This is a genomic window from Burkholderia sp. SCN-KJ, assembly GCF_024656005.1.
Classification (GTDB): Bacteria; Pseudomonadota; Gammaproteobacteria; order Burkholderiales; family Burkholderiaceae; genus Burkholderia.
Window position 1 is genome coordinate 175,424 of the sequence record NZ_JANKOG010000001.1, and the last position, 20,267, is coordinate 195,690.

Genomic DNA, 20,267 nt, shown 5'->3' on the forward strand with positions numbered 1-20,267 from the left:
CGCTCGCCTTCTCAGGCGGGCTGGCCGAGCGCCCGGTACCACTGCAGCACCTGGTCGACCGCTTCATCGACCGAAAGCGCCGACGTATCGAGCAGCTTGGCATCTGCCGCGGGCTTCAGCGGCGCGGCGGCGCGATTGCTGTCACGCGCGTCACGTTCACGAAGATCCCGGAGCAAGTCATCTATATTAGCAGAAAAACCTTTTTGCATCAATTGCTTATGCCGTCTGGCCGCGCGCGCCTCGGCGCTGGCCGTCAGAAACACCTTCAGCACGGCGTCCGGGAAGATCACGGTGCCCATGTCGCGCCCGTCGGCGACGAGGCCTGGCGTCTTGCGGAATGCGCGCTGGCGCGCGACCAGCGCGGTACGCACCGGCCCGTGCACGGCAATCGCCGACGCGCGGTTGCCGACCGCTTCGGCGCGGATGTCGTTCGACACGTCGACGCCGTCGAGCTGCGCGCAGCCCTCGCGGAACGTGATGTGAAGATCGTCGATCAGCTTCACGAGCGCGTCGATGTCCTCCGCCGCGATGCCGTAGCGTACGCTCGCGAGTGCGGCGAGTCGGTACAGCGCGCCGCTGTCGAGCAGGTGGAAGCCGAGATGCGCGGCGACGAGCGCGGCGACGGTCCCCTTGCCGGAAGCGGTCGGACCGTCGATCGTGATGACGGGGGTCGGGTGAAAGGGTCGGGTCGATTTCATCGGTACGGTGGGTCAGGCCTTGGCGAGCGCGGCGAAGCGGTCGAAATAGTCGGGGAACGTCTTGCCGACGCACTTCGGATCGTTGATTCGCACGGGCACGCCGCCCAGACTGACGAGCGAGAAGCACATCGCCATCCGGTGATCGTCGTACGTGTCGATCGCGGCGTTCGGCGTGAGTTGTTGCGGCGGCGTGACGACCAGATAGTCGGGGCCTTCCTCGACGATCGCGCCGACCTTGCGCAACTCGGTCGCCATCGCGGCGATGCGGTCGGTTTCCTTCACGCGCCAGCTCGCGATGTTGCGCAGCGTGCTCGTGCCGCTCGCGAACAGCGCCGCGACCGCGATGGTCATCGCCGCGTCGGGAATCAGGTTGAAGTCCATGTCGATCGGCTCGAGCTTGCCATGGTCGTGGCCGATGCCGCGCACCTCGATCCAGTCGTCGCCCATCGATACGTTCGCGCCCATCTGCATCAGCGCATTCGCAAAGCCGACGTCGCCCTGGATGCTCGCGCGCCCCACGCCCTCGACGCGCAGCGGGCCGCCGCCGAGCGCGCCGGCCGCGAGGAAGTACGAGGCCGACGACGCATCGCCCTCGACCATGATGCGCCCCGGCGAACGGTACCGGACGCCGGCCGGCACGACGAAGCGCTGCCAGCCGTCGCGCTCGATGGTCACGCCGAAGCGCTCCATCAGCCGGATCGTGATGTCGATGTACGGCTTCGAGATCAGTTCGCCGTCGACTTCGACGACGATCCTGCCGTCCTTCGCCTTCACGAGCGGCAGCGTCATCAGCAGCGCGGTGAGGAACTGGCTCGACACGTCGCCGCGCACGCGGATCGGCGCGTCGACCGCGATCGCCGCAGGCCTGATCCGCAGCGGCGGAAAACCGTCGTTCTGCTCGTAGTCGATCTGCGCGCCGATCTGCCGCAGGCCGTCGACGAGGTCGCCGATCGGCCGCTCGTGCATGCGCGGCACGCCATGCACGCGATAGTCGCCGCCATTGACCGCGAGCGCCGCCGTCAACGGTCGCACCGCGGTGCCCGCGTTGCCGAGGAACAGGTCGGCGGTCTTCGCGGTGAACGCGCCGCGCGTGCCGGTGACGACACAGGTGTCACCCTCGCGCGCGAGCTTCACGCCGAGCTTGCCGAGCGCATCGAGCATCACGCGCGTGTCGTCGGAATCCAGCAGGTTGGTGATCGTCGTATCGCCTTCGGCAAGCGCCGCAAGCAGCAGCACGCGGTTCGAGATGCTCTTCGAGCCGGGCAGGCGCACGGTGCCCGACGCACTGGAATACGGGCCGAGATCGAGATAGTCCATGGGAATCGTCCTGTTTCCTGTTATTTCTTGACCGGTTCGGCAGCGGGCTGCGCGCCGCGTTCCTGCCATGCCTTGCGGGCCGCGCGCGAGCGCGTGAACACAGCTTCGAGCGCCGCGCCGTCGCCGGCGTCGATCGCCGCGCGCAGCCGGGCGAGCACGCGCGTGTAGCCATCGAGCTCGTCGAGCAGCGCCGCGCGATTCGCGACACACACGTCGCGCCACATTTCCGGGCTCGACGCCGCGATCCGCGTGAAGTCGCGGAAGCCGCCCGCCGCATACGAGAATTTCAGTTCGGCATCCGTCTCGCCGAGGATCTGCTCGACGAGCGCGAACGACAGCACGTGCGGCAGATGGCTGATCGATGCGAACACGCGATCGTGCTGCGCCGTGCTCATCGTGCGCACGTCGGCGCCGGTCGCCCGCCACATCGCGTCGATCCGCGCGACCGTGTCGGGCGAGTTCTCCGGCAGCGGGCACAGCACGACGTTGCGGCCGACGTACAGATCCGGCAGCGCGGCCTCGACACCGCTCGACTCGCGCCCGGCGATCGGGTGGCCCGGCACGAATTGCGCGATCCGCGCACCGAGCACGTCGCGCGCCGCTGCGACGACATCGGACTTGGTGCTGCCCGCGTCGGTGACGATCGTCGCGGCGTCGAGCCACGGCGCGATGCGCACGAGCAGCGGGCCCGTTTGCGCGACGGGCGCGGCCAGCAGCACGAGGTCGGCGCCGGCAAGCGCGTCGCGCAGTTGCGCATCGTCGTCGAGCGCCGCCGCGCGATCGATCACGCCGAGCGCAAGCGCACGCTCGACCGACGCACGGGAACGGCCGACGCCGACGACTTCGCCCGCGCCGCCCGGCGCGCGCTCGCGCAGCGCGCGCGCCAGCGATCCGCCGATCAGGCCGACGCCGAAGATGACCAGTTTGTTGAATGCAAAGCCTGACACGACAAGAGCCAAGTGACGCGCGCGGAACGACGCCCCGCGCGCGGAAGTCCAGATTCCGGGCAACGGGCCCGCACCCGGCACGACCTGCGCCGGATACCGCCCGAGCCCGCCTTGGGCAGCGCCGCCCGGCCTGCCCTGCCCGCTTCGCCGCGCCGCCTGCGCGGTGCAGGCGACGGGCCGCTGCGCGTCAGCGCGCGCGCGGATACGAACCGAGTACCTTCAGGAACGCGGCCTTCTGGCCGAGTTCCGCGAGCGCGGCGGCCACGGCTAGCTCGTCCCGGTGCCCTTCGATGTCGATATAGAAGTAATACTCCCACGTGCCGACGCGCGCCGGGCGCGACTCGAAGCGGGTCATCGACACCCCGTGCCGCGCGAGCGGTTCGAGCAGCTTGAACACCGCGCCCGGCTCGTTCTTCACCGACACGATCAGCGAGGTCTGGTCGTGACCGCTCGGTCCGGCCGGCTGCTTGCCGATGATCACGAAGCGCGTGCGGTTGTGCGGATCGTCCTGAATCAGCGAGAACGCGATCTGCAGCCCGTAGTGCGCGGCCGCGCGGTCGCCCGCGATCGCCGCGACGCTCGGGTCGGCCGCCGCGAGACGCGCGGCCTCCGCGTTGCTCGACACCGCTTGCCGCTCGAGCTGCGGTGCGTTCGCGGCGAGCCACTGCTGGCATTGCGCGAGTGCCTGCGCATGCGCGCAGACACGCTTCACGCCGTCGAGCGTGCCGCTCTGCGTGAGCAGGTTGTGATGGATCGGCAGCGCGAGTTCGCCGCTGATCAGCAACTGCGTCTGCAGCAGCAGGTCGAGCGTGCGCGACACCGCGCCTTCGGTCGAATTCTCGACCGGCGCGATGCCGAATGCGGACGCGCCCGCCTCGACCGAGCGGAACACCTCGTCGATCGACGGACACGGCAGCCCCTCGATCGACTGGCCGAAATACTCGAACATCGCCTGTTCGCTGTACGTGCCGACCGGCCCGAGGAACGCGACGTGGATCGTCTGCTCGAGCGCGCGGCTCGCGGCCATGATCTCGCGCCAGATGGCGCTGATGTGCTCGCTTGCGAGCGGCCCCGCGCTCATGTCCTGCAGGCGCGCGATCACCTGCAGCTCGCGTTCCGGCCGGAACACCGGCGCATTGAAATGCTTCTTGACCTCGCCCACCTCGAGCGCCACCGCGGCGCGCTGGTTCAGGAGCGCGATCAGCTGCGCGTCGATCGCATCGATGCGGTCGCGCAGCGGTTTCAGGCGGGAATTCAGTTCGTCGTCCATGCGTTTTGCCGTGCTGTTTGAACAGCGCCGCCGTCAGGCGCCGCGCCGTTCGAAGTCCTTCATGTACTCGACGAGCGCTTGCACGCCCTCGAGCGGCACCGCGTTGTAGATCGACGCCCGCATGCCGCCGACGGACTTGTGGCCCTTCAGCTGCAGCAACCCGCGCGCCTTTGCGCCGGCAAGGAAGTCTTCATTGCGCGTTTCGTCGGCCAGGAAAAAGGGCACGTTCATCCGCGAACGCGCCGCCGGCTCGACCTTGTTCAGATAGAAGCTGCTCGCATCGATCGTGTCGTAGAGCAGCTTCGCCTTCTCGATATTGCGGGCCTCGATCGCCTCGAGGCCGCCCTGCCGCTTCAGCCACTGGAACACGAGGCCCGCGACGTAGATCGCATAGGTGGGCGGCGTGTTGTACAGCGAGTTGTTCTCGGCGACGGTTTTCCATTCGAATGCGGACGGGCAGATCGACAGCGCGCGATCGAGCAGATCCTCGCGCACGATCACGACCGTCACGCCGGCTATCCCGATGTTCTTCTGCGCGCCGCCGAACAGCACGCCGTACTTCGCGACGTCCATCGGGCGCGACAGGATGTGCGACGAGACATCGGCGACGAGCGGCACGTCGCCGAGGTCGGGAATCTCGAACGTCTCGACGCCGTCGATCGTCTCGTTCGTGCACAGATGCACGTAGGCCGGATCGTCCGACAGCTGCCATTCGGCACGGGCAGGTGCGCGCGTGAAACCGTCGGCCGTCTTGCCGGAGGCGGCCAGATGCGGCGTGCCGTATTTCTTCGCTTCGTTGAACGACTTCTGCGACCACGAGCCTGTCACGACGAAATCGGCGGTCTTGCGCGAGCCGAGCAGGTTCATCGGCACGGTCGCGTTCGCGCCGATGCCGCCGCCCTGCAGGAACAGGATCCGGTGGCTGGCCGGCACATCGAGCAGTTCGCGCAGGTCGGTCAGCGCCGCCTCGTGGATCGACATGAATTCCTTGCCGCGATGGCTCATCTCCATCACGCTCATGCCGCTGCCGTGCCAGTCGAGCATTTCGTCGGCGGCCTGCCGCAGCACTTCCTCGGGGAGCGCCGCAGGACCGGCGGAGAAATTAAAGACGCGCATCGTGAAAACCTCGGGAGGGACGCGACCGGCTTGCGACCGGCTTGCCGCCGGCAGAAAGAACCGCGCCTGAAAAGAAATGGCCGCTTGCGCTCGCGCGCAAACGGCCATTATCGCACTGTCATCAGGCTCCCGCCAAACCCGGCCGAACGGCCGGGCGGCGTGCCCGGACGGCTTACTTGCCCGGCTTGACTGCCGCGACTTCCTTGTCAGCCTGCGCGCGCGTCGCCTGGATCGCTTGCGGCATGTACTTCTGCATCAGGCCGTTGACCACGTCGCGGCCGACCTGATCCTGAACCTGGATGAACTTGCGGCCCGTCGGGCTCTTGTAGAACGTCGTCAGATCCTTGATCTCCGACGTGCTGTAGTACTTCGCATAGGCGTCGTACTGAGCCGACATCGCATCGTTCTGGAACTGCTGCGAGCCGAACACCTTGCCCGCGCCGTCAACCAGCTTCGGCACTGCGTTCTTCTGCAGCGTCGGCACGGCAGCTTGCTTCTGCTTGTCGTTCAGCGACTTGTTTTCCGACAGCGCGTCCGACAGGATCGCCGGCACGAGCTGCTTTGCCTGCATCTCGGCGCTGTTGCCGATAGCCGACACGAGCTTCGGCGCGTCGATCGCGTCGAGCAGATCCTTGATCGCTGCCTTCTTGTCGGCGTCGATCGGCGCAGCTGCCGCGGTCGCAGCCGGTGCGGAATTCGACAGCGCTTGCGCCATCGCGAACGTCGGCACCAGTGCAGCCAGCAGAACCAGTTGCTTGAATTGCTTTTGCATCATCACTCCCTTTTGGAAATATGAATGGTTGCTCGCCGACCGCGGCGCTTTTCGCCCGCGGCGGCTCGAGTCTCATCCGTTCTTCAGGCTTCGCCGTCCGACGCCTCGTCGGCCTCGCCATCGCCCTCTTCGGCTTCCGCGATCTGCTGCAGGCCGGAGAGCTTGGTACCCTCATCGAGACTGATGAGTGTAACACCTTGCGTGGCGCGCCCCATTTCGCGAATCTCGGACACACGCGTCCGGATCAACACGCCGGCGGTCGTGATCAGCATGATCTGATCCTCGGCGTCGACGAGCGTCGCGGCGACGACCTTGCCGTTGCGCTCGGACGTCTGGATCGCGATCATCCCCTTCGTGCCGCGGCCATGACGCGTGTACTCGGTGATCGGCGTGCGCTTGCCGTAGCCGTTTTCGGTCGCGGTGAGCACGGTCTGCTCCTCGCTGCCGGCAACCAGCAGCGCGATGACCTGCTGCCCGTCCTCGAGCTGCATGCCGCGTACGCCGCGCGCTTCCCGGCCCATCGGACGCACGTCGTTCTCGTCGAAGCGCACGGCCTTGCCGGCGTCGGAGAACAGCATCACGTCGTGCGCGCCGTCGGTGATCGACGCGCCGATCAGGAAATCGCCCTCGTCGAGGCCGACCGCGATGATGCCCTTCTTCATCGGGCGGCTGAATGCCTCGAGCGGCGTCTTCTTCACGGTGCCGAGCGACGTCGCCATGAAGATGAACTTGTCGGCCGAGAACTCCTTGACCGGCAGCACGACGTTGATCTTCTCGCCTTCCTGCAGCGGGAACATGTTGACGATCGGACGGCCGCGCGAGTTGCGCGAGCCCTGCGGCACTTCGTAGACCTTGACCCAGTACACGCGGCCGCGGTTCGAGAAGCACAGGATGTAGTCGTGCGTGTTCGCGATGAACAGCGTCTCGATCCAGTCGTCTTCCTTCATCTGCGTCGCCTGCTTGCCGCGACCGCCGCGCTTCTGCGCGCGATACTCGGACAGCGGCTGCGACTTCACGTAGCCCGCGTGCGACATCGTGACGACCATGTCCTGCGGCGTGATCAGGTCTTCGGTATTCAGCTCGGTCGCGTTCAGCTCGATCTTCGAGCGGCGCGCGTCGCCGAATTCGGCCTTCACCGTCGTCAGCTCTTCGCCGATCATCGTCGTGATCCGCTCCGGGCGCGCGAGGATGTCCAGCAGGTCGGCGATCTGCGCCATCACTTCGCGGTACTCGCCGATGATCTTGTCCTGCTCGAGACCGGTCAGGCGCTGCAGACGCATCTGCAGGATTTCCTGCGCCTGCGTGTCGGACAGACGGTACAGCCCGTCGGTCTGCATCCCGAACGCCGGGTTCAGGCCTTCCGGACGGTACGCGGAGCGGCCGCCCGCGGATGCGTTCTCGGTCTCGGCGCGCGTCAGCATCTCGCGCACGAGCGACGAATCCCACGGCTTCGCCATCAGTTCCTGCTTCGCGATCGGCGGCGTCGGCGCGGCCTTGATGATCGCGATGAACTCGTCGATGTTCGCGAGCGCGACCGCGAGACCTTCGAGCACGTGGCCGCGTTCGCGGGCCTTGCGCAGTTCGTAGATCGTGCGGCGCGTCAGCACTTCGCGTCGATGCGACAGGAAGCACTGCAGGATTTCCTTCAGGTTCAGCAGCTTCGGCTGGCCGTCGACCAGCGCGACCATGTTCATGCCGAACGTGTCCTGCAGCTGCGTCGCCTTGTACAGGTTGTTCAGCACCACTTCGGGCACTTCGCCGCGCTTCAGCTCGATCACGACGCGCATGCCGCTCTTGTCGGACTCGTCGCGGATGTCGGAGATGCCCTCGAGCTTCTTCTCGTTGACGAGCTCGGCGATGCGCTCGAGCAGCGAGCGCTTGTTCACCTGGTACGGCAGCTCGTCGACGATGATCGCCATCCGCTGGCCGCGGTCGATCTCCTCGAAGTGCGTGGCCGCGCGCATCACGACGCGGCCGCGCCCGGTGCGGTAGCCGTCGCGCACGCCGGCGACGCCGTAGATGATGCCGGCCGTCGGGAAGTCCGGCGCCGGGATGATCTCGATCAGCTCGTCGATCGTCGCGTCCGGGTTGCCCAGCAGGTGCTGGCACGCGTCGACGACTTCGTTCAGGTTGTGCGGCGGGATGTTGGTCGCCATGCCGACCGCGATGCCCGACGAGCCGTTGATCAGCAGGTTCGGGATGCGCGACGGCAGGACCGACGGCTGCATCTCGTTGCCGTCGTAGTTCGGCTCGAAGTCGACCGTTTCCTTGTCGATGTCGGCGAGCAGCTCGTGACCGATCTTCGCCATGCGAATTTCGGTGTAACGCATCGCCGCGGCGTTGTCGCCGTCGATCGAGCCGAAGTTGCCCTGTCCGTCGATCAGCATGTAGCGCAGCGAGAAGTCCTGCGCCATCCGCACGATCGTGTCGTACACCGCGGTATCGCCGTGAGGGTGATACTTACCGATCACGTCACCGACGATACGCGCCGATTTCTTGTACGCGCGGTTCCAGTCGTTGTTCAGTTCGTGCATCGCGAACAATACGCGCCGGTGCACGGGTTTCAGGCCATCGCGGACATCCGGAAGGGCACGTCCGACGATCACGCTCATCGCGTAATCGAGATACGAACGGCGCATTTCCTCCTCTAGGGAGGTGGGCAGGGTCTCTTTGGCGAATTGATCCATGTATCCGTATCGTTTCGGAGCGAAGACGGCGAACGCCTTTCGCGTGGGCGCTGCATGCGCAACGCAACGCGAGATTCTAACATGCGCCCATCAGCCGCCGATTCGCCACCCCCTCTATATGTAAACAGCAAAAATCGCGACCACCGCAGCGGCACCGCGAACCGGCCGCGATCGCGCCCCTTCAGGCGGCTCGGGGGCCGCGCGGATCCGAGTCGCGCACGCGAGTAAACATATGCGCCCTTTCGCGCAATTTCGCGGACCCGCTCTTGACAATCTCTAAAAGTTACGGCAGGCCGGTGTTGCGCATGCACCACAAAGTTGAAGCGATCTTAGGGTGGGGAGGATTTTTTTTCGTAGGAAGGGAACGATATGGCAAAATGCCAACGCACTGAAAGTTAGACGCTGCTCGAAGTCTACACAGAGCGGTGCCGCGTTTTTTGTGCCGCACCAATGTTATACTTCGAGCAATGTATGACTTGTCACCGTCAACAGGCTCGCAGTAAACCTGCGGTAATCTCAATTTCGAGAGGAGAAATATGAATAAACTTTCAAAGCTCGCGTTCATTGCAGCTACCGCAGTTATGGCTGCATCCGCTTCGGCACAGTCGGTGCCGGCGTCGCGTCAAGCCGTCAACGACAACTGGGTGAACGGCACGGGCGAATGGGTGTGGATGAACGGCACGAACGAGCTCTGCTGGCGTGACGCGTTCTGGACGCCGGCCACCGCCAACGCGAAGTGCGATGGCGCACTGGTCGCCCAGGCACCGGCACCGGCTCCGGTCGCACCGGTCGCTCCGGCAATCACGAGCCAGAAGATCACGTATCAAGCCGACGCACTGTTCGACTTCGACAAGGCAACGCTCAAGCCGCTGGGCAAGCAAAAGCTGGACGAACTGGCTTCGAAGATCCAGGGCATGAACACGGAAGTGGTCGTCGCTACGGGCTACACGGACCGCATCGGTTCGGACAAGTACAACGACCGCCTGTCGCTGCGCCGTGCGCAAGCCGTCAAGTCGTACCTGGTCAGCAAGGGTGTCCCGGCCAACAAGATCTACACGGAAGGCAAGGGCAAGCGCAACCCGGTCACGACGGGCTGCAACCAGAAGAACCGCAAGCAACTGATCGCCTGCCTCGCACCGGACCGCCGCGTGGAAGTCGAAGTGGTCGGTACGCAAGAAGTCCAGAAGACGACCGTTCCGGCACAGTAAGCCGCGGTTTTCGACTGCTTCAAAGCCCCGCTCCGGCGGGGCTTTTTCTTTGACGCCCGCCCAGGCGCTCGCTGGCCTCGTTGTGCGCCCCCTTATATACTCGGGGCTGACGTACCGACGCATCGCCCTCCTTCCGTAGCCCGTTTGCCGACATGACCAACGCCGATCCGCACGAACTCCAGAAATTCAGCGACCTCGCCCATCGGTGGTGGGATCCGAATGCCGAATTCAAGCCCCTGCACGACCTGAACCCGGTCCGGCTCGGCTGGATCGATTCGCATGCGCACCTCGCCGGCAAGCGCGCGCTCGATATCGGCTGCGGCGGCGGCATCCTGTCCGAATCGATGGCCGGACTCGGCGCGCAGGTGAAAGGTATCGACCTGTCGACCGAAGCACTCGGCGTGGCCGACCTGCACAGCCTCGAAAGCGGCATCACGGTCGATTACGAAGCGATCGCCGCCGAAGCGATTGCCGAACGCGAGCCGGGCACCTATGACGTCGTCACGTGCATGGAAATGCTCGAGCACGTCCCGTCGCCGGCCGGCGTCGTCGCCGCGTGCGCGACGCTCGTGAAGCCGGGCGGCTGGGTGTTCTTCTCCACGCTGAACCGCAACCTGAAGTCCTACCTGTTCGCGGTGATCGGTGCGGAGTACATCGCGCAGATGCTGCCGAAGGGCACCCACGACTACGCGCGCTTCATCCGCCCGTCGGAACTGGCGAGCTTCGTGCGCGGGACCGATCTGCATATCGTGGAGATCAAGGGCATCACCTATCACCCGATCGGCAAGCGCTTCGCGCTGTCGAACGATACCGACATCAACTATCTCGTCGCGTGCCGCCGCGGCGCGTGACCTTCCGACCGGCATGACGACTCCCCTTTCGACCGGGCGGCCCGCGCTCGACGAGCCGCGCCTGCTGCACTGCGATGCCGTGCTGTTCGACCTCGACGGCACGCTCGCCGACACGGCGCCCGATCTCGCCGCCGCCGTCAACAAGATGCAGCGCGTGCGCGGCCTGCCCGAAACGTCGCTCGACGTGCTGCGGCCGCTGGCATCGGCCGGTGCGCGCGGCCTGCTCGGCGGCGCATTCGGCATCGACCCGCAATCGGCCGGCTACGAAGCGATGCGCGACGAGTTCCTGACCAATTACGCGACGGACATCTGCGTGCACACCGTGCTGTTCCCCGGCATCGGCGACGTGCTCGACGAACTCGATGCGCGCGGCGTGCGCTGGGGCATCGTCACGAACAAGGCGATGCGCCTCACCGCGCCGCTCGCCGACCTGCTCGGCCTTGCGCCACGCGCGGCCTGCATCGTTGGGGGCGACACAACGCCGCACTCGAAACCGCATCCGGCCCCGCTGCTGCACGCGGCCGGACAGATGACGCTTGCGCCCGAGCGCATCGTCTATGTCGGCGACGACCTTCGCGACATCCAGGCCGGCAGCGCGGCAGGGATGGCAACCGTCGCGGCTGCCTATGGCTACTGCGGCGACGGCGCCGCGCCGGCCGACTGGCAGGCGCAGCATCTCGTCGGCTCGACGCAGGAACTGCGCGAACTGTTGCGCGATGTTGGGCTATAATGCTTGATCTTATCCGCGGGGGCGACCTGGTTTCGACAGGGGTTGTGAAGCGGCTAGGGCATGTCGAGGACCCGTCACCTCGTTAATCAATGGGAAAATCGTAACTGCAAACGACGATACGTTCGCACTGGCAGCCTAACGGCCGCCGTCCTCTGCCTAGTTCACTGACGGGCTAGTGTCGCAAGACCGGTAGCAATACCGCCAGAGGTCATTTACGTCAGTTAAGCCCTGTCGGCGTCGCGACACCAGGGTCGAAAACCTAGCGAATCGCCGTAGTGCAGCGTGTTCGTCCGCGTCGCTGTGGTTAAATCAAAAGACTGAACTAAACATGTAGAACTAGTCGTGGAGCGCTTCTGGACGCGGGTTCGATTCCCGCCGCCTCCACCAAACACTCTCTCAACGCAGATCAACGCGTTGCAATTGAACCCCGCCGGGCTTGGCTCCGCGGGGTTTTTTGTTGCAAACTATCTCAAGGAATCGCAACCACAGCCACATAGCGACGGGGGTTCTATCGGGGGTTCTTTGCAGCACTCCACGATCGGGAACCCCCACGCGCCGGAGCCCCCATGCCCCTGACCGACGTAGCAATCCGCAATGCCAAACCGACCGACAAGCAGCAGAAGCTGTTCGACGGCGGCGGCCTGTTCCTGCTCATCAAGCCGGCCGGCGGCAAGCGGTGGGTGCTCAAGTACCGATTTGGCGGGAAGGAAAAAAGCTTGGCGTTCGGCACCTACCCCGCGGTCACGCTGGCCGAGGCGCGGAAGCGCCGCGACGAGGCCCGCGACAAGCTGGCGGCCGGGATCGATCCAGGCGCAGCAAAGAAGGCCGAGAAGCGCACGCAGCGCCTCAGCGCCGAGAACTCTTTCGAGGCTGTCGCGCGCGAGTGGCATGCCAAATACGCACCGACCTGGTCCGAAAGCCACGGGGCGCGGATCCTGCGCCGGCTGGAGGTGGACGCCTTCCCGTGGATCGGCGGTGCTGCCATCGCCAGCCTCGAGCCGCCCGACGTACTGGACGCGCTCCGGCGCGTCGAGAAGCGCGGTGCGCTCGAGACTGCCCACCGGCTGCAGGCCAACATCAGCCAGGTGTGCCGCTACGCCGTGGCGACTGGCCGCGCGAAGCGGGACGTAACCGCCGACCTTCGCGGCGCCCTGCCGCCGGTGCAGACCGAGCACATGGCGGCGATCACCGACCCGAAGCAGGTCGCCGAGCTCCTGCGCGCGATCGACGGGTATCACGGCACCTTCCCCGTGCAATGCGCTCTCCGCCTCGCCCCGCTGCTGTTCCAGCGCCCGGGCGAGCTGCGTGCGGCCGAATGGATTGAGTTCGACCTCGATAGCGCAACGTGGGAGATCCCGAGCGAACGCATGAAGCGGACGAAGCAGGGAAAGGCATCCGGCGCGGCGCACATCGTTCCTTTACCGAAACAGGCGATATTGATCCTGCGCGAGTTGCACGCGCTGACCGGCAACGGCCGATTCCTGTTTCCCAGCGTCCGCACGAAGGACCGGCCGATGTCCGACAACACGATCAACGGCGCGTTGCGCCGGCTCGGATACGACGGAGACACGATGACCGGGCACGGCTTCCGTGCTATGGCCCGGACGATTCTCGATGAAGTGCTCGGCGTGGCGCCGGCGGTCGTTGAGGCGCAACTCGCGCACGCCGTGAAGGATCCGCTCGGGCGCGCATACAACCGCACAGCGCATTTGCCGCACCGGCGCGAAATGATGCAGCAGTGGGCGGACTACCTCGATCAGCTCAAGGCCGGCGCGCGGATCGTCCCGCTCGCCACTGCGGCAAACTGACGCACGCCATGTCGACCATTCGCATTTCGAAGATCGAAGCCGCGCGCCGGCATTTGCGCGCAGCGATCGTAATGCTGTTCGACGGCGCCGATCCGGTCGTCGTGCACACGCTGGTCGGCGTAGCGTCGGTTCTTGCCGCCGACCTCGCGAAACACCACCATCCGGACGCGCAGTGGGAGTCATGGGCCCAAGACGCGAACGGCATCAGCGCTCAGGAATATTTCGCCGTCGCCAGGTCGACGCAAAACTTCCTGAAGCATGCCGACCGCGACGTCGATGCCGTGCACGAATTCGATCCGATCGACACTGACGCGCTCGCATTCGGCGCCACCCGTAACCTCGCCAACTTCGGCAAACTCGGGATCGAGGAAAGCGCGTTGGAGCTTTGGTATATCGCCTGCAATGATCCGAGCAGCTGCGGGTTCGAGGACGAGCTCTTTGCACACGCCGTCGAGTTCTTCGGGGATCTCCGCGGGCAGAATCGCGATGCTCAACTTGCAAAGGGCCGTGAAGTGCTTGCGGCCCTGAAACGACCGGCACGTCGTCGCACTACCCACGCCCAAGCTGCCGATTGACCTGATCCCGTGCATCCTGCCGGATCTCCCGCCGCATCTCGTCATCCTCCGCGTAGGCCGCTCGGTACTTCTCGATGAGTTCGGCCAGTCGGGCCCGCGCCTTTCGCGCGGCGACGACCTCGGATTCGAGCTGTTCCTGAGAAAGCGCGGTAAAGTCCGCATCCTCGCTGCGCGCCGCGGCGGCATGCCCGTCCAGTTCAGTCTGATCATGCTCAACCGCCTGGCGCCATGCCTCCATCGCTCCAGAGCGTCCCAACCCTCGTGCGGCCAATACACGTTGACGCGAACGATCACCCAATGTGAGCAGGCCGCGTGCGGTAGCGAGCGCCAAGTGGACATCGGCGACGGTCGTTCGCAGTTCGAGCCGCAAGTCGAGCGACTTGATTTTGTGCGTTCGCACAAGGCTATAGATGCCGGCAACCATCCCCACGACGCCGGTCGCGGCTCCGATATAGTCGGTCACGTTCGACATATCCGCCCTCTCTCTCTATGGGTCATCAATCGGTGCTTTGATCTCCGCGAAAAATGCGTCGAAGCTCTCGGCCGTGATGAAGCTTAAGTGCGTCCCGATCTTCACGAGACGAAGCTTACCAGCGTCGACCAGGCGATATACGGTGGTCTTCGAGATGCTGAGCTGCCGCATTACCTCGCGGACCTTGTAGAGCTTCACGGGCGCCGGCGCGGCCGGCTGCGTTTGGGCGGGCGTGTGCATGGCGGCCGCTTAGTTAGCGTTGCTGCGGCGCATCTCGATTCTGCTCGATCAACGCGATCAGGCTTTTTCCCGTGATCCCACTGGACCGCGCGCCGATCTTTACAAGCTCAAGCTTGCCATTGCGGACAAGGTTGTAGACGGTCGGTCGCGACACACCTAGCCGCTGCATGACAACGGCCACGCGATACAACGAGTCGGGCCGCAGCGTAGACGCTGGCGGCACAACCGTATCCGCCGATCCCTGACGACGCGCCGCTTGCACCGGAGCCCGCTCGCGCAGTTGCGCGGCAACGCGGCTCGCGATTCGATCCGCAAGCAGATCGAGCAGGTCATCGCACAGCACCAGGTCACGCCCGGCGGACACAGCCACTCCCGCCTTGAAAGTCTTCGATACGTACGGCATACGCACCTCCTTCAATGTCGATCGCCACAAACAGCGCCCCGCGTCGTTCGACGGGCGCGCCGGTTTTCAGTCCAGGCAGATAGCCTTGGTTATCGCTGCGTCGAGCTCGCCGGTCGCTGCCTCGGCCCGTTGCCAAAACCATGAAGCGCTAGGGATCGTGTCGAGATCGACGTGCTGAGCGAATGCGCCACGAAGGGCAAAGATGCACGTACGGAGTTCACCCTGCAGCGCGTAGATGGCCGCAATGTCATGTGACGACATCGTCACTTGATCAGGAATACTACCGATGGGGAAAGCGTTGGAAGAAACGTGGAACGTCATGAGGGACTCCGTATGCGATCGCATCATCCCGCTGTCAAACGGGGTGGGCAGCGACGAGCGAAGTTGACAGACCGGGGCATACGGAACCCGGCAGGCCGAAGCCTCTCCACTCGCGCCACCCATAGAAGATGCACGTTCTCAAACGAAGAAAAACCGCCATCGCGGCGGTTGTCTGCCGCATGCATTCGGGCTGTCAAACCCGGTCAACATTGTATACGTCGACGGGCTCAGTATAAGGCACGCGAAATAGAAATTGCAACAAAATCAGTATGTTAGGCAACCCTGTACACCGTGTACGGAGCTACCTAACCTCGGCGGTCTTTACGCGCCGTTGCCGTTCGAGTCGACCCACGCGGTACCGCTCCAGAAGATCGGCTTCCCGTTTCCGTTGAGGGTGTTGTCGAAAAAGATCGTGCCGATGTCCGCGAACGTGAGCCCCGTCGGTCGGTTGGCGGTGACGTCGCGCTTCACGGTGCCCGCCGATCGCGTCCACGTGCCCGGCGTACCGCCGCCTACGCACGTGTATTCGCTCGGTTTGCCGAGTGACGGGAATTTGCTCTTGATCACGTCACCGGTTCGATACGTGCCGCCCGTCGGAACGCCCGTGCCGTAGAAAATGCGCGGCGTTGAGGCGATCACGTTGGATAGGATCGCGCCATTTCCGGCGGCAACTTCTGCGGCCGTCGGCGGCCGCAGATTCGCCTGCAGCAGGTTCGACATCGAGATCACGGCCGACGTGCTGTCGAGCTGAACGCTATTCACGTACGACTGCAGCGAATACGTCGGGAACTGCCACGAGAAAACATCGGACGGTGTCAGCGTTCCGGTCGTGTCGAACAGACGCAGGCGGATCTCGTCGAAGGCGCACATCGCCCCACTTCCGTTCGTTTGCACGAGCAGTTGTTTCGTCGATCCGGCCTGGTAATACAGGTCGAGCGCGATGCGGCCCACCTCGAGCTGGTTGATCGTGCCCGCATAGAATTGCAGCACCCCTCCGCCGTTTGCTGCGTCGGCAAGCCAGATGTTCCCGCTCAGGGACGCGATCCGGACGGATGCGCTACCGGTGTTGCCACGCGACACGACGGGCTGATGCGTTTTCCCGGGCGTCGACGTGATGATCGAATAGTTGCCGATGATCAGCGAGCCGTTGTAATCGACCGCCGCGTAGCCATAGACGTCACGCACCACGAGGTTGTCGATCGTCACCCGCCCTTCTGCGACAACCGTCTGAACCTTCGACCCATTGTCGCCGCGGAATACCAGCGTACCCACGTGAACATCGCTCCCGGCCGCGATGTCGTAGAGCCCGTTATCGCCGCAGTTGATCGCCTCGCCGTACGTGATCGAGATCTGCGCAGCTTGCGTTACCGCGAGGCAGTGCGCATTGTTGCCGACCAGCTCGGGCACGATGTTGCCGGACGACGCTGCGACCGACATCACGCGCGGGACAGAAGGATTTGGCGCGCCGTTGTGCAGCAGATTCTCGCCATACGCACTCACTCGGTTGTTGTTGCCGACGAGATACAGCACGCTCTGCATACCGCCGCCAACACTGGCGTCAGTACCGACGATATTCTTGCCCCGGACTGCGCCGTAGCAGTCGTTACCGGTTACGGCAACGCCCACGATCGAACGTGAGTTCCCGTCGACCTCGATATCGATTATCGAACCGTCGCCGGCGATCTTGACCAACCAGCCGGCGTTCGGGAATGTCGGCGCCGCCTTCACCTTGATCCGCAACGAAACGCGATTGTTGAAGGTGACGGGCTGCGAGATCAGGAACACGCGGTTGCCGCCGTCGATCACCGTGCCCGCCGGCATCGCCGCCAGTTGCGCGAACGCGGCGTCGTCTAGCGTAACGCCATCGCCGGCCGCGCCCTTGTCTTCGGGACTCACCGCCGAGTTGCGCATCTTCGCCTGGAACGTGCGCGGAACCGACCCCGGTCCATCCTGAATGAACGTGCCGAGCGCTCCCTGCGCGCCAGACGTGATCTGCTCCGCGATGTCACGCGCCGCGCCGAGTGTCGCGGCATCGGTCGTCGATTGCGGGTAGCCGAGATTCGCGATGCGGTTGCCGTTCGCCTGGTACGCGCCGAATCCGTTCACGTCGTATCGGCCGAGCAGCAGTGCGCGGGCTGACCCCGGTGTCAGACTCCCGAGCACGCCGACGATCTGCTGACAAATCATCGTGAGTTTGTCGAGCGCCTTTTCGGTCGTCTTCGCTGGGAACGGATCGTTCTGTTGGTATTCGGTCTGCTGCGTCACCGCGACTTCTCGATCGATGACGAGCTGGTACCCGACAGACGGGGCGACGAACATCGTCAATGTTCCGCCGTTCGGATCGCCTGCGCCGCTCAACGAGTAGTCGGTGCCAAACACGAGATCTGTTCCAACCTCGTTGATCACGAGTGAGGCGTGTACGTCCTCGTTCTTCAGGAAGTAGAACGGGATCGGGAATACGGAAGTCGAGCCGTCACCGTTGTATGTGACGCTTTGGGTCGACGAATTGACGGTCATGGCGCAGCCTTTGGTTAGACTGCGCCATGCTGCCGCGCGGGCCCCGCAGAATCGTGCGTTATTGGCTGGCGCGAATCAAAGCGTCGAGATAAAGCACCGCGCGGCGACTTCGAACAGGCCGGCATCCTGCGTGTTCATGGTGTGCTCGTCGTCGATCTGCCGCAGCAGCTCCGCGACGGTACCCCTGCGCTCGCCGGCCGGCGTGTCGATTGTCACCTGCATGTCGGGTCGTTGCGCAGCAAGTTCGCGTACGTTCGCTTCAATCGCGTGCGCGGTCAGCACGCTGGCTGCCGGTGTGGTGGTCGCACGTGGGGCGCTGCCAGGCGAAACGCCCGTTTCCGCTGCGGACTCCGCAATCACGTTGCGCGGTTGCGTGACCGGCGTGCGGTCTGCTTCGCGCTGCGCACGTGCGAGACTCGATACAAAGTCGGCGATTTGCGTACGGCGCGTGGCCGGCGCGTCGATCCGGGCCCGTGCGGTACGCATCTGCTCGATCTGCGAATCGAGTGTCGGCAGTTGCTCGGACGCGCGCTGCGCCTCGGCGTTCTGGCGGATCATGCCTTCCAGACGAGCGACCTGTGCCTCGTGGTCGGCCCGCGAGGCATCGATGCGGCGCTGCGCCTCGGCGGCCGCTGCCTTGTATTTCGCACCCTGGTCCTGCAACTGGCGCGTCAGCTCCTTGATGCCTTCCGGGGACGTGTCCGGTGCGTTGGCGCGCAGTTGGTCGAGTTCAGCGCGCGCCTGCGCGACAGCACCCGGGTCCGCAAGATTGGCGGAAGTCGACGCCAGATCCCCACGATACGATTCGGCGTCAGCGATCAGTCCATCGAGCGCGGTCGCGCGCGTAACATCGTCAGATGTGAAGTAATGTACGACGTCCGGGAACTGTCCGGCGTCCATCTGGCGCGCAGCCAGCTCGAAAGCATCCTGATGCGCGGTCATCGCAGCGATGTCGCCGGGCGTGCCGAACACGTATGCGTCATCGACGATCCGCTGCCCGCGCGCGAGCAGCGCCGCGTCGACCTGGTCGGGCGTCACGTGGAACGTCGCGGAATCGATGCCGCGCGTCGCGACGTATTCGTCGAACCGCTTCAGGTAGCCGATCGTTTCTTTCGCCGTCGGCGAGCCGCCGGCCTGCACAGCGCGCGCCTGCTCGACACCGCCGTTGTACTCCGTTACGGCCGCGCGCATGTCGCCGTCGTAACGCTGCAGCAGATCCTTCGCATAGCGCGCTGCGGCGTCGATCGAATTCACCGGGTCCTGCGGATCACCCTTGCCGTATGCGGCCCACGTGTCCTTCGTGAACTGCATGACGCCTTTCGCACCCGCCGACGACACCTGATCGCTGTTCGAGCGCTCACCGTGATTCTTGATGAAGTCGAGCAACGCATGGGGCACGCCTTCGCGTTGCGCAGCTTGCGCAGCGTAGGCATCGAGCTGCGGGGCGTTATACGGCAACGCCTTCCGTGCGTCCACGGCCATACTTTCGAGCGGCAAAGCAGCGGCTGCCGCAGTCTGCCGCGCGGCGCGCGCCGTTGCTGCCGTATGTGCGCCCGCGAACGCGCCCGCCATCAGCGTCGAGGCGGCGATGTTCACGGGATCGAGCGGGTCGATCTGGTCGGCGAGGTGGTCGTAATCTGCATTGCGCAAGATCGCTTTCTCGATCGTCGCCTGCGCGATCGCAGCGCCCGGGCCGCCGGCCGCGACGAGCCCCGCCGTGCGCGCAACGGTCGAGCCGGCAACCGGCAACACCGCGCCGGCCGCCGTGAGCGCGCCCTCGACCGCACCGACTGCCGTCCGCGTACCGACGTCTACGCCTTGCCGCTTCAGGTCTTCCGCACGCGACATGCCGATTGACGTGCCGCCGACAGCGGCGCCAGCCAGCGGCCCGCCAAGCACGGCGGCGGGTACGATCTGCGTCAGCCCCGACACGACGCCCTGCACGGTCTGATCGATCGTGGTCGCGCGCGTCGGGTCCGGCTTGAATGTATCCGACAGGTCGTACGCCTTCGTGCCGAGCGGCGACTCGAACAGGTGCCCGGCGCGCTGCTTCGCGATAGCCGCGTTCACCTGCTTGTCGGCGTCGGCCTGCGCCTGCGGGTTCAGCGTCAGCGTGTCGGGATCGACATAGACCTGACTCAGGCCCGCGGCCAGATCCGACGCTGCGCCGAACAGCGCCGTCCCACCCTGCCCGAGCCCGCGCCCGACGGCGCGCGCGATCGAGGTGATCGACGTCGACGGATACGTGCGCGGCTCCGGCACGTCGATCTGGTTTTGCCCGCTCAGAAAGCTGGCGGTCTGGTCGGCGTAGAGACTATCAATTGGCATGATCTAT

Annotated in this window: 18 protein-coding genes and 1 other RNA gene; 6 read left to right on the plus strand and 13 right to left on the minus strand. The window is 65.1% G+C overall.

All coding sequences use genetic code 11. From position 1 onward, the window contains the following. Positions 1-11: 11 nt before the first annotated feature. The 7 genes from cmk to gyrA form a co-directional block, all read right to left on the minus strand. Positions 12-698 (minus strand): (d)CMP kinase, encoded by a 687-nt coding sequence (gene cmk / locus NQV17_RS00820; RefSeq protein WP_044844836.1) that lies wholly within the window; start codon positions 696-698, stop codon positions 12-14. Positions 699-710: 12 nt separating this feature from the next. Further along, entirely contained in the window at positions 711-2,015 is a 1,305-nt protein-coding gene (aroA, locus tag NQV17_RS00825; RefSeq protein ID WP_257767954.1) for a 3-phosphoshikimate 1-carboxyvinyltransferase, read from the minus strand. A 20-nt stretch (positions 2,016-2,035) separates the two neighbouring features. Next, the gene (locus NQV17_RS00830; protein ID WP_257767955.1) at positions 2,036-2,962 is read right to left on the minus strand and encodes a prephenate dehydrogenase/arogenate dehydrogenase family protein; all 927 of its coding nucleotides are present in this window, start codon (positions 2,960-2,962) and stop codon (positions 2,036-2,038) included. Between the two features lie 187 nt (positions 2,963-3,149). Next, positions 3,150-4,232, minus strand: a complete 1,083-nt coding sequence (gene pheA, locus NQV17_RS00835; protein ID WP_257767956.1) for a prephenate dehydratase — start codon at positions 4,230-4,232, stop codon at positions 3,150-3,152. Positions 4,233-4,265: 33 nt separating this feature from the next. Beyond that, complete coding sequence (gene serC, locus NQV17_RS00840; protein WP_124487823.1) at positions 4,266-5,348, minus strand: 3-phosphoserine/phosphohydroxythreonine transaminase; 1,083 nt, start codon at positions 5,346-5,348, stop codon at positions 4,266-4,268. A 172-nt stretch (positions 5,349-5,520) separates the two neighbouring features. Next, a complete protein-coding gene (locus tag NQV17_RS00845) occupies positions 5,521-6,120 on the minus strand; it encodes a DUF2059 domain-containing protein (RefSeq protein WP_044844860.1) in 600 nt (199 codons plus the stop codon). Between the two features lie 83 nt (positions 6,121-6,203). Continuing rightward, entirely contained in the window at positions 6,204-8,807 is a 2,604-nt protein-coding gene (gene gyrA / locus NQV17_RS00850; protein WP_257767957.1) for a DNA gyrase subunit A, read from the minus strand. Between the two features lie 536 nt (positions 8,808-9,343). On the opposite strand from gyrA, the gene ompA reads away from it, so the two are divergent. The 6 genes from ompA to NQV17_RS00880 all read left to right on the plus strand — a co-directional run bounded on the left by ompA (position 9,344) and on the right by NQV17_RS00880 (position 13,979). Continuing rightward, on the plus strand, positions 9,344-10,015 hold the full coding sequence (gene ompA, locus NQV17_RS00855; protein ID WP_044844842.1) for an outer membrane protein OmpA: 672 nt from the start codon (positions 9,344-9,346) through the stop codon (positions 10,013-10,015). A 152-nt stretch (positions 10,016-10,167) separates the two neighbouring features. Further along, positions 10,168-10,866 (plus strand): bifunctional 2-polyprenyl-6-hydroxyphenol methylase/3-demethylubiquinol 3-O-methyltransferase UbiG, encoded by a 699-nt coding sequence (gene ubiG, locus NQV17_RS00860; protein ID WP_044844843.1) that lies wholly within the window; start codon positions 10,168-10,170, stop codon positions 10,864-10,866. A gap of 13 nt (positions 10,867-10,879) precedes the next feature. Then, entirely contained in the window at positions 10,880-11,596 is a 717-nt protein-coding gene (gene gph, locus NQV17_RS00865; protein ID WP_044844844.1) for a phosphoglycolate phosphatase, read from the plus strand. A 17-nt stretch (positions 11,597-11,613) separates the two neighbouring features. Beyond that, positions 11,614-11,983: a transfer-messenger RNA gene (gene ssrA / locus NQV17_RS00870) on the plus strand. Positions 11,984-12,162: 179 nt separating this feature from the next. Next, on the plus strand, positions 12,163-13,404 hold the full coding sequence (locus NQV17_RS00875) for an integrase arm-type DNA-binding domain-containing protein (protein WP_257767959.1): 1,242 nt from the start codon (positions 12,163-12,165) through the stop codon (positions 13,402-13,404). Positions 13,405-13,412: 8 nt separating this feature from the next. Then, entirely contained in the window at positions 13,413-13,979 is a 567-nt protein-coding gene (locus NQV17_RS00880; RefSeq protein ID WP_257767961.1) for a hypothetical protein, read from the plus strand. On the opposite strand, the gene NQV17_RS00885 is transcribed toward NQV17_RS00880, so the two are convergent. The 6 genes from NQV17_RS00885 to NQV17_RS00910 all read right to left on the minus strand — a co-directional run bounded on the left by NQV17_RS00885 (position 13,954) and on the right by NQV17_RS00910 (position 20,260). Continuing rightward, positions 13,954-14,442: a hypothetical protein gene (locus tag NQV17_RS00885; protein WP_257767964.1), complete on the minus strand. Its 489-nt coding sequence runs from the start codon at positions 14,440-14,442 to the stop codon at positions 13,954-13,956. The genes NQV17_RS00880 and NQV17_RS00885 overlap by 26 nt on opposite strands. Positions 14,443-14,466: 24 nt before the next feature. Continuing rightward, a complete protein-coding gene (locus tag NQV17_RS00890) occupies positions 14,467-14,691 on the minus strand; it encodes a helix-turn-helix domain-containing protein (RefSeq protein ID WP_257767966.1) in 225 nt (74 codons plus the stop codon). Positions 14,692-14,704: 13 nt separating this feature from the next. Next, on the minus strand, positions 14,705-15,094 hold the full coding sequence (locus NQV17_RS00895) for an AlpA family transcriptional regulator (RefSeq protein ID WP_257767968.1): 390 nt from the start codon (positions 15,092-15,094) through the stop codon (positions 14,705-14,707). Positions 15,095-15,160: 66 nt separating this feature from the next. Next, positions 15,161-15,415 (minus strand): hypothetical protein, encoded by a 255-nt coding sequence (locus NQV17_RS00900; RefSeq protein WP_257767970.1) that lies wholly within the window; start codon positions 15,413-15,415, stop codon positions 15,161-15,163. Positions 15,416-15,736: 321 nt separating this feature from the next. After that, positions 15,737-17,932: a hypothetical protein gene (locus NQV17_RS00905; protein ID WP_257767972.1), complete on the minus strand. Its 2,196-nt coding sequence runs from the start codon at positions 17,930-17,932 to the stop codon at positions 15,737-15,739. Between the two features lie 75 nt (positions 17,933-18,007). After that, positions 18,008-20,260 (minus strand): lytic transglycosylase domain-containing protein, encoded by a 2,253-nt coding sequence (locus tag NQV17_RS00910; RefSeq protein ID WP_257767974.1) that lies wholly within the window; start codon positions 20,258-20,260, stop codon positions 18,008-18,010. Positions 20,261-20,267: the final 7 nt, after the last annotated feature.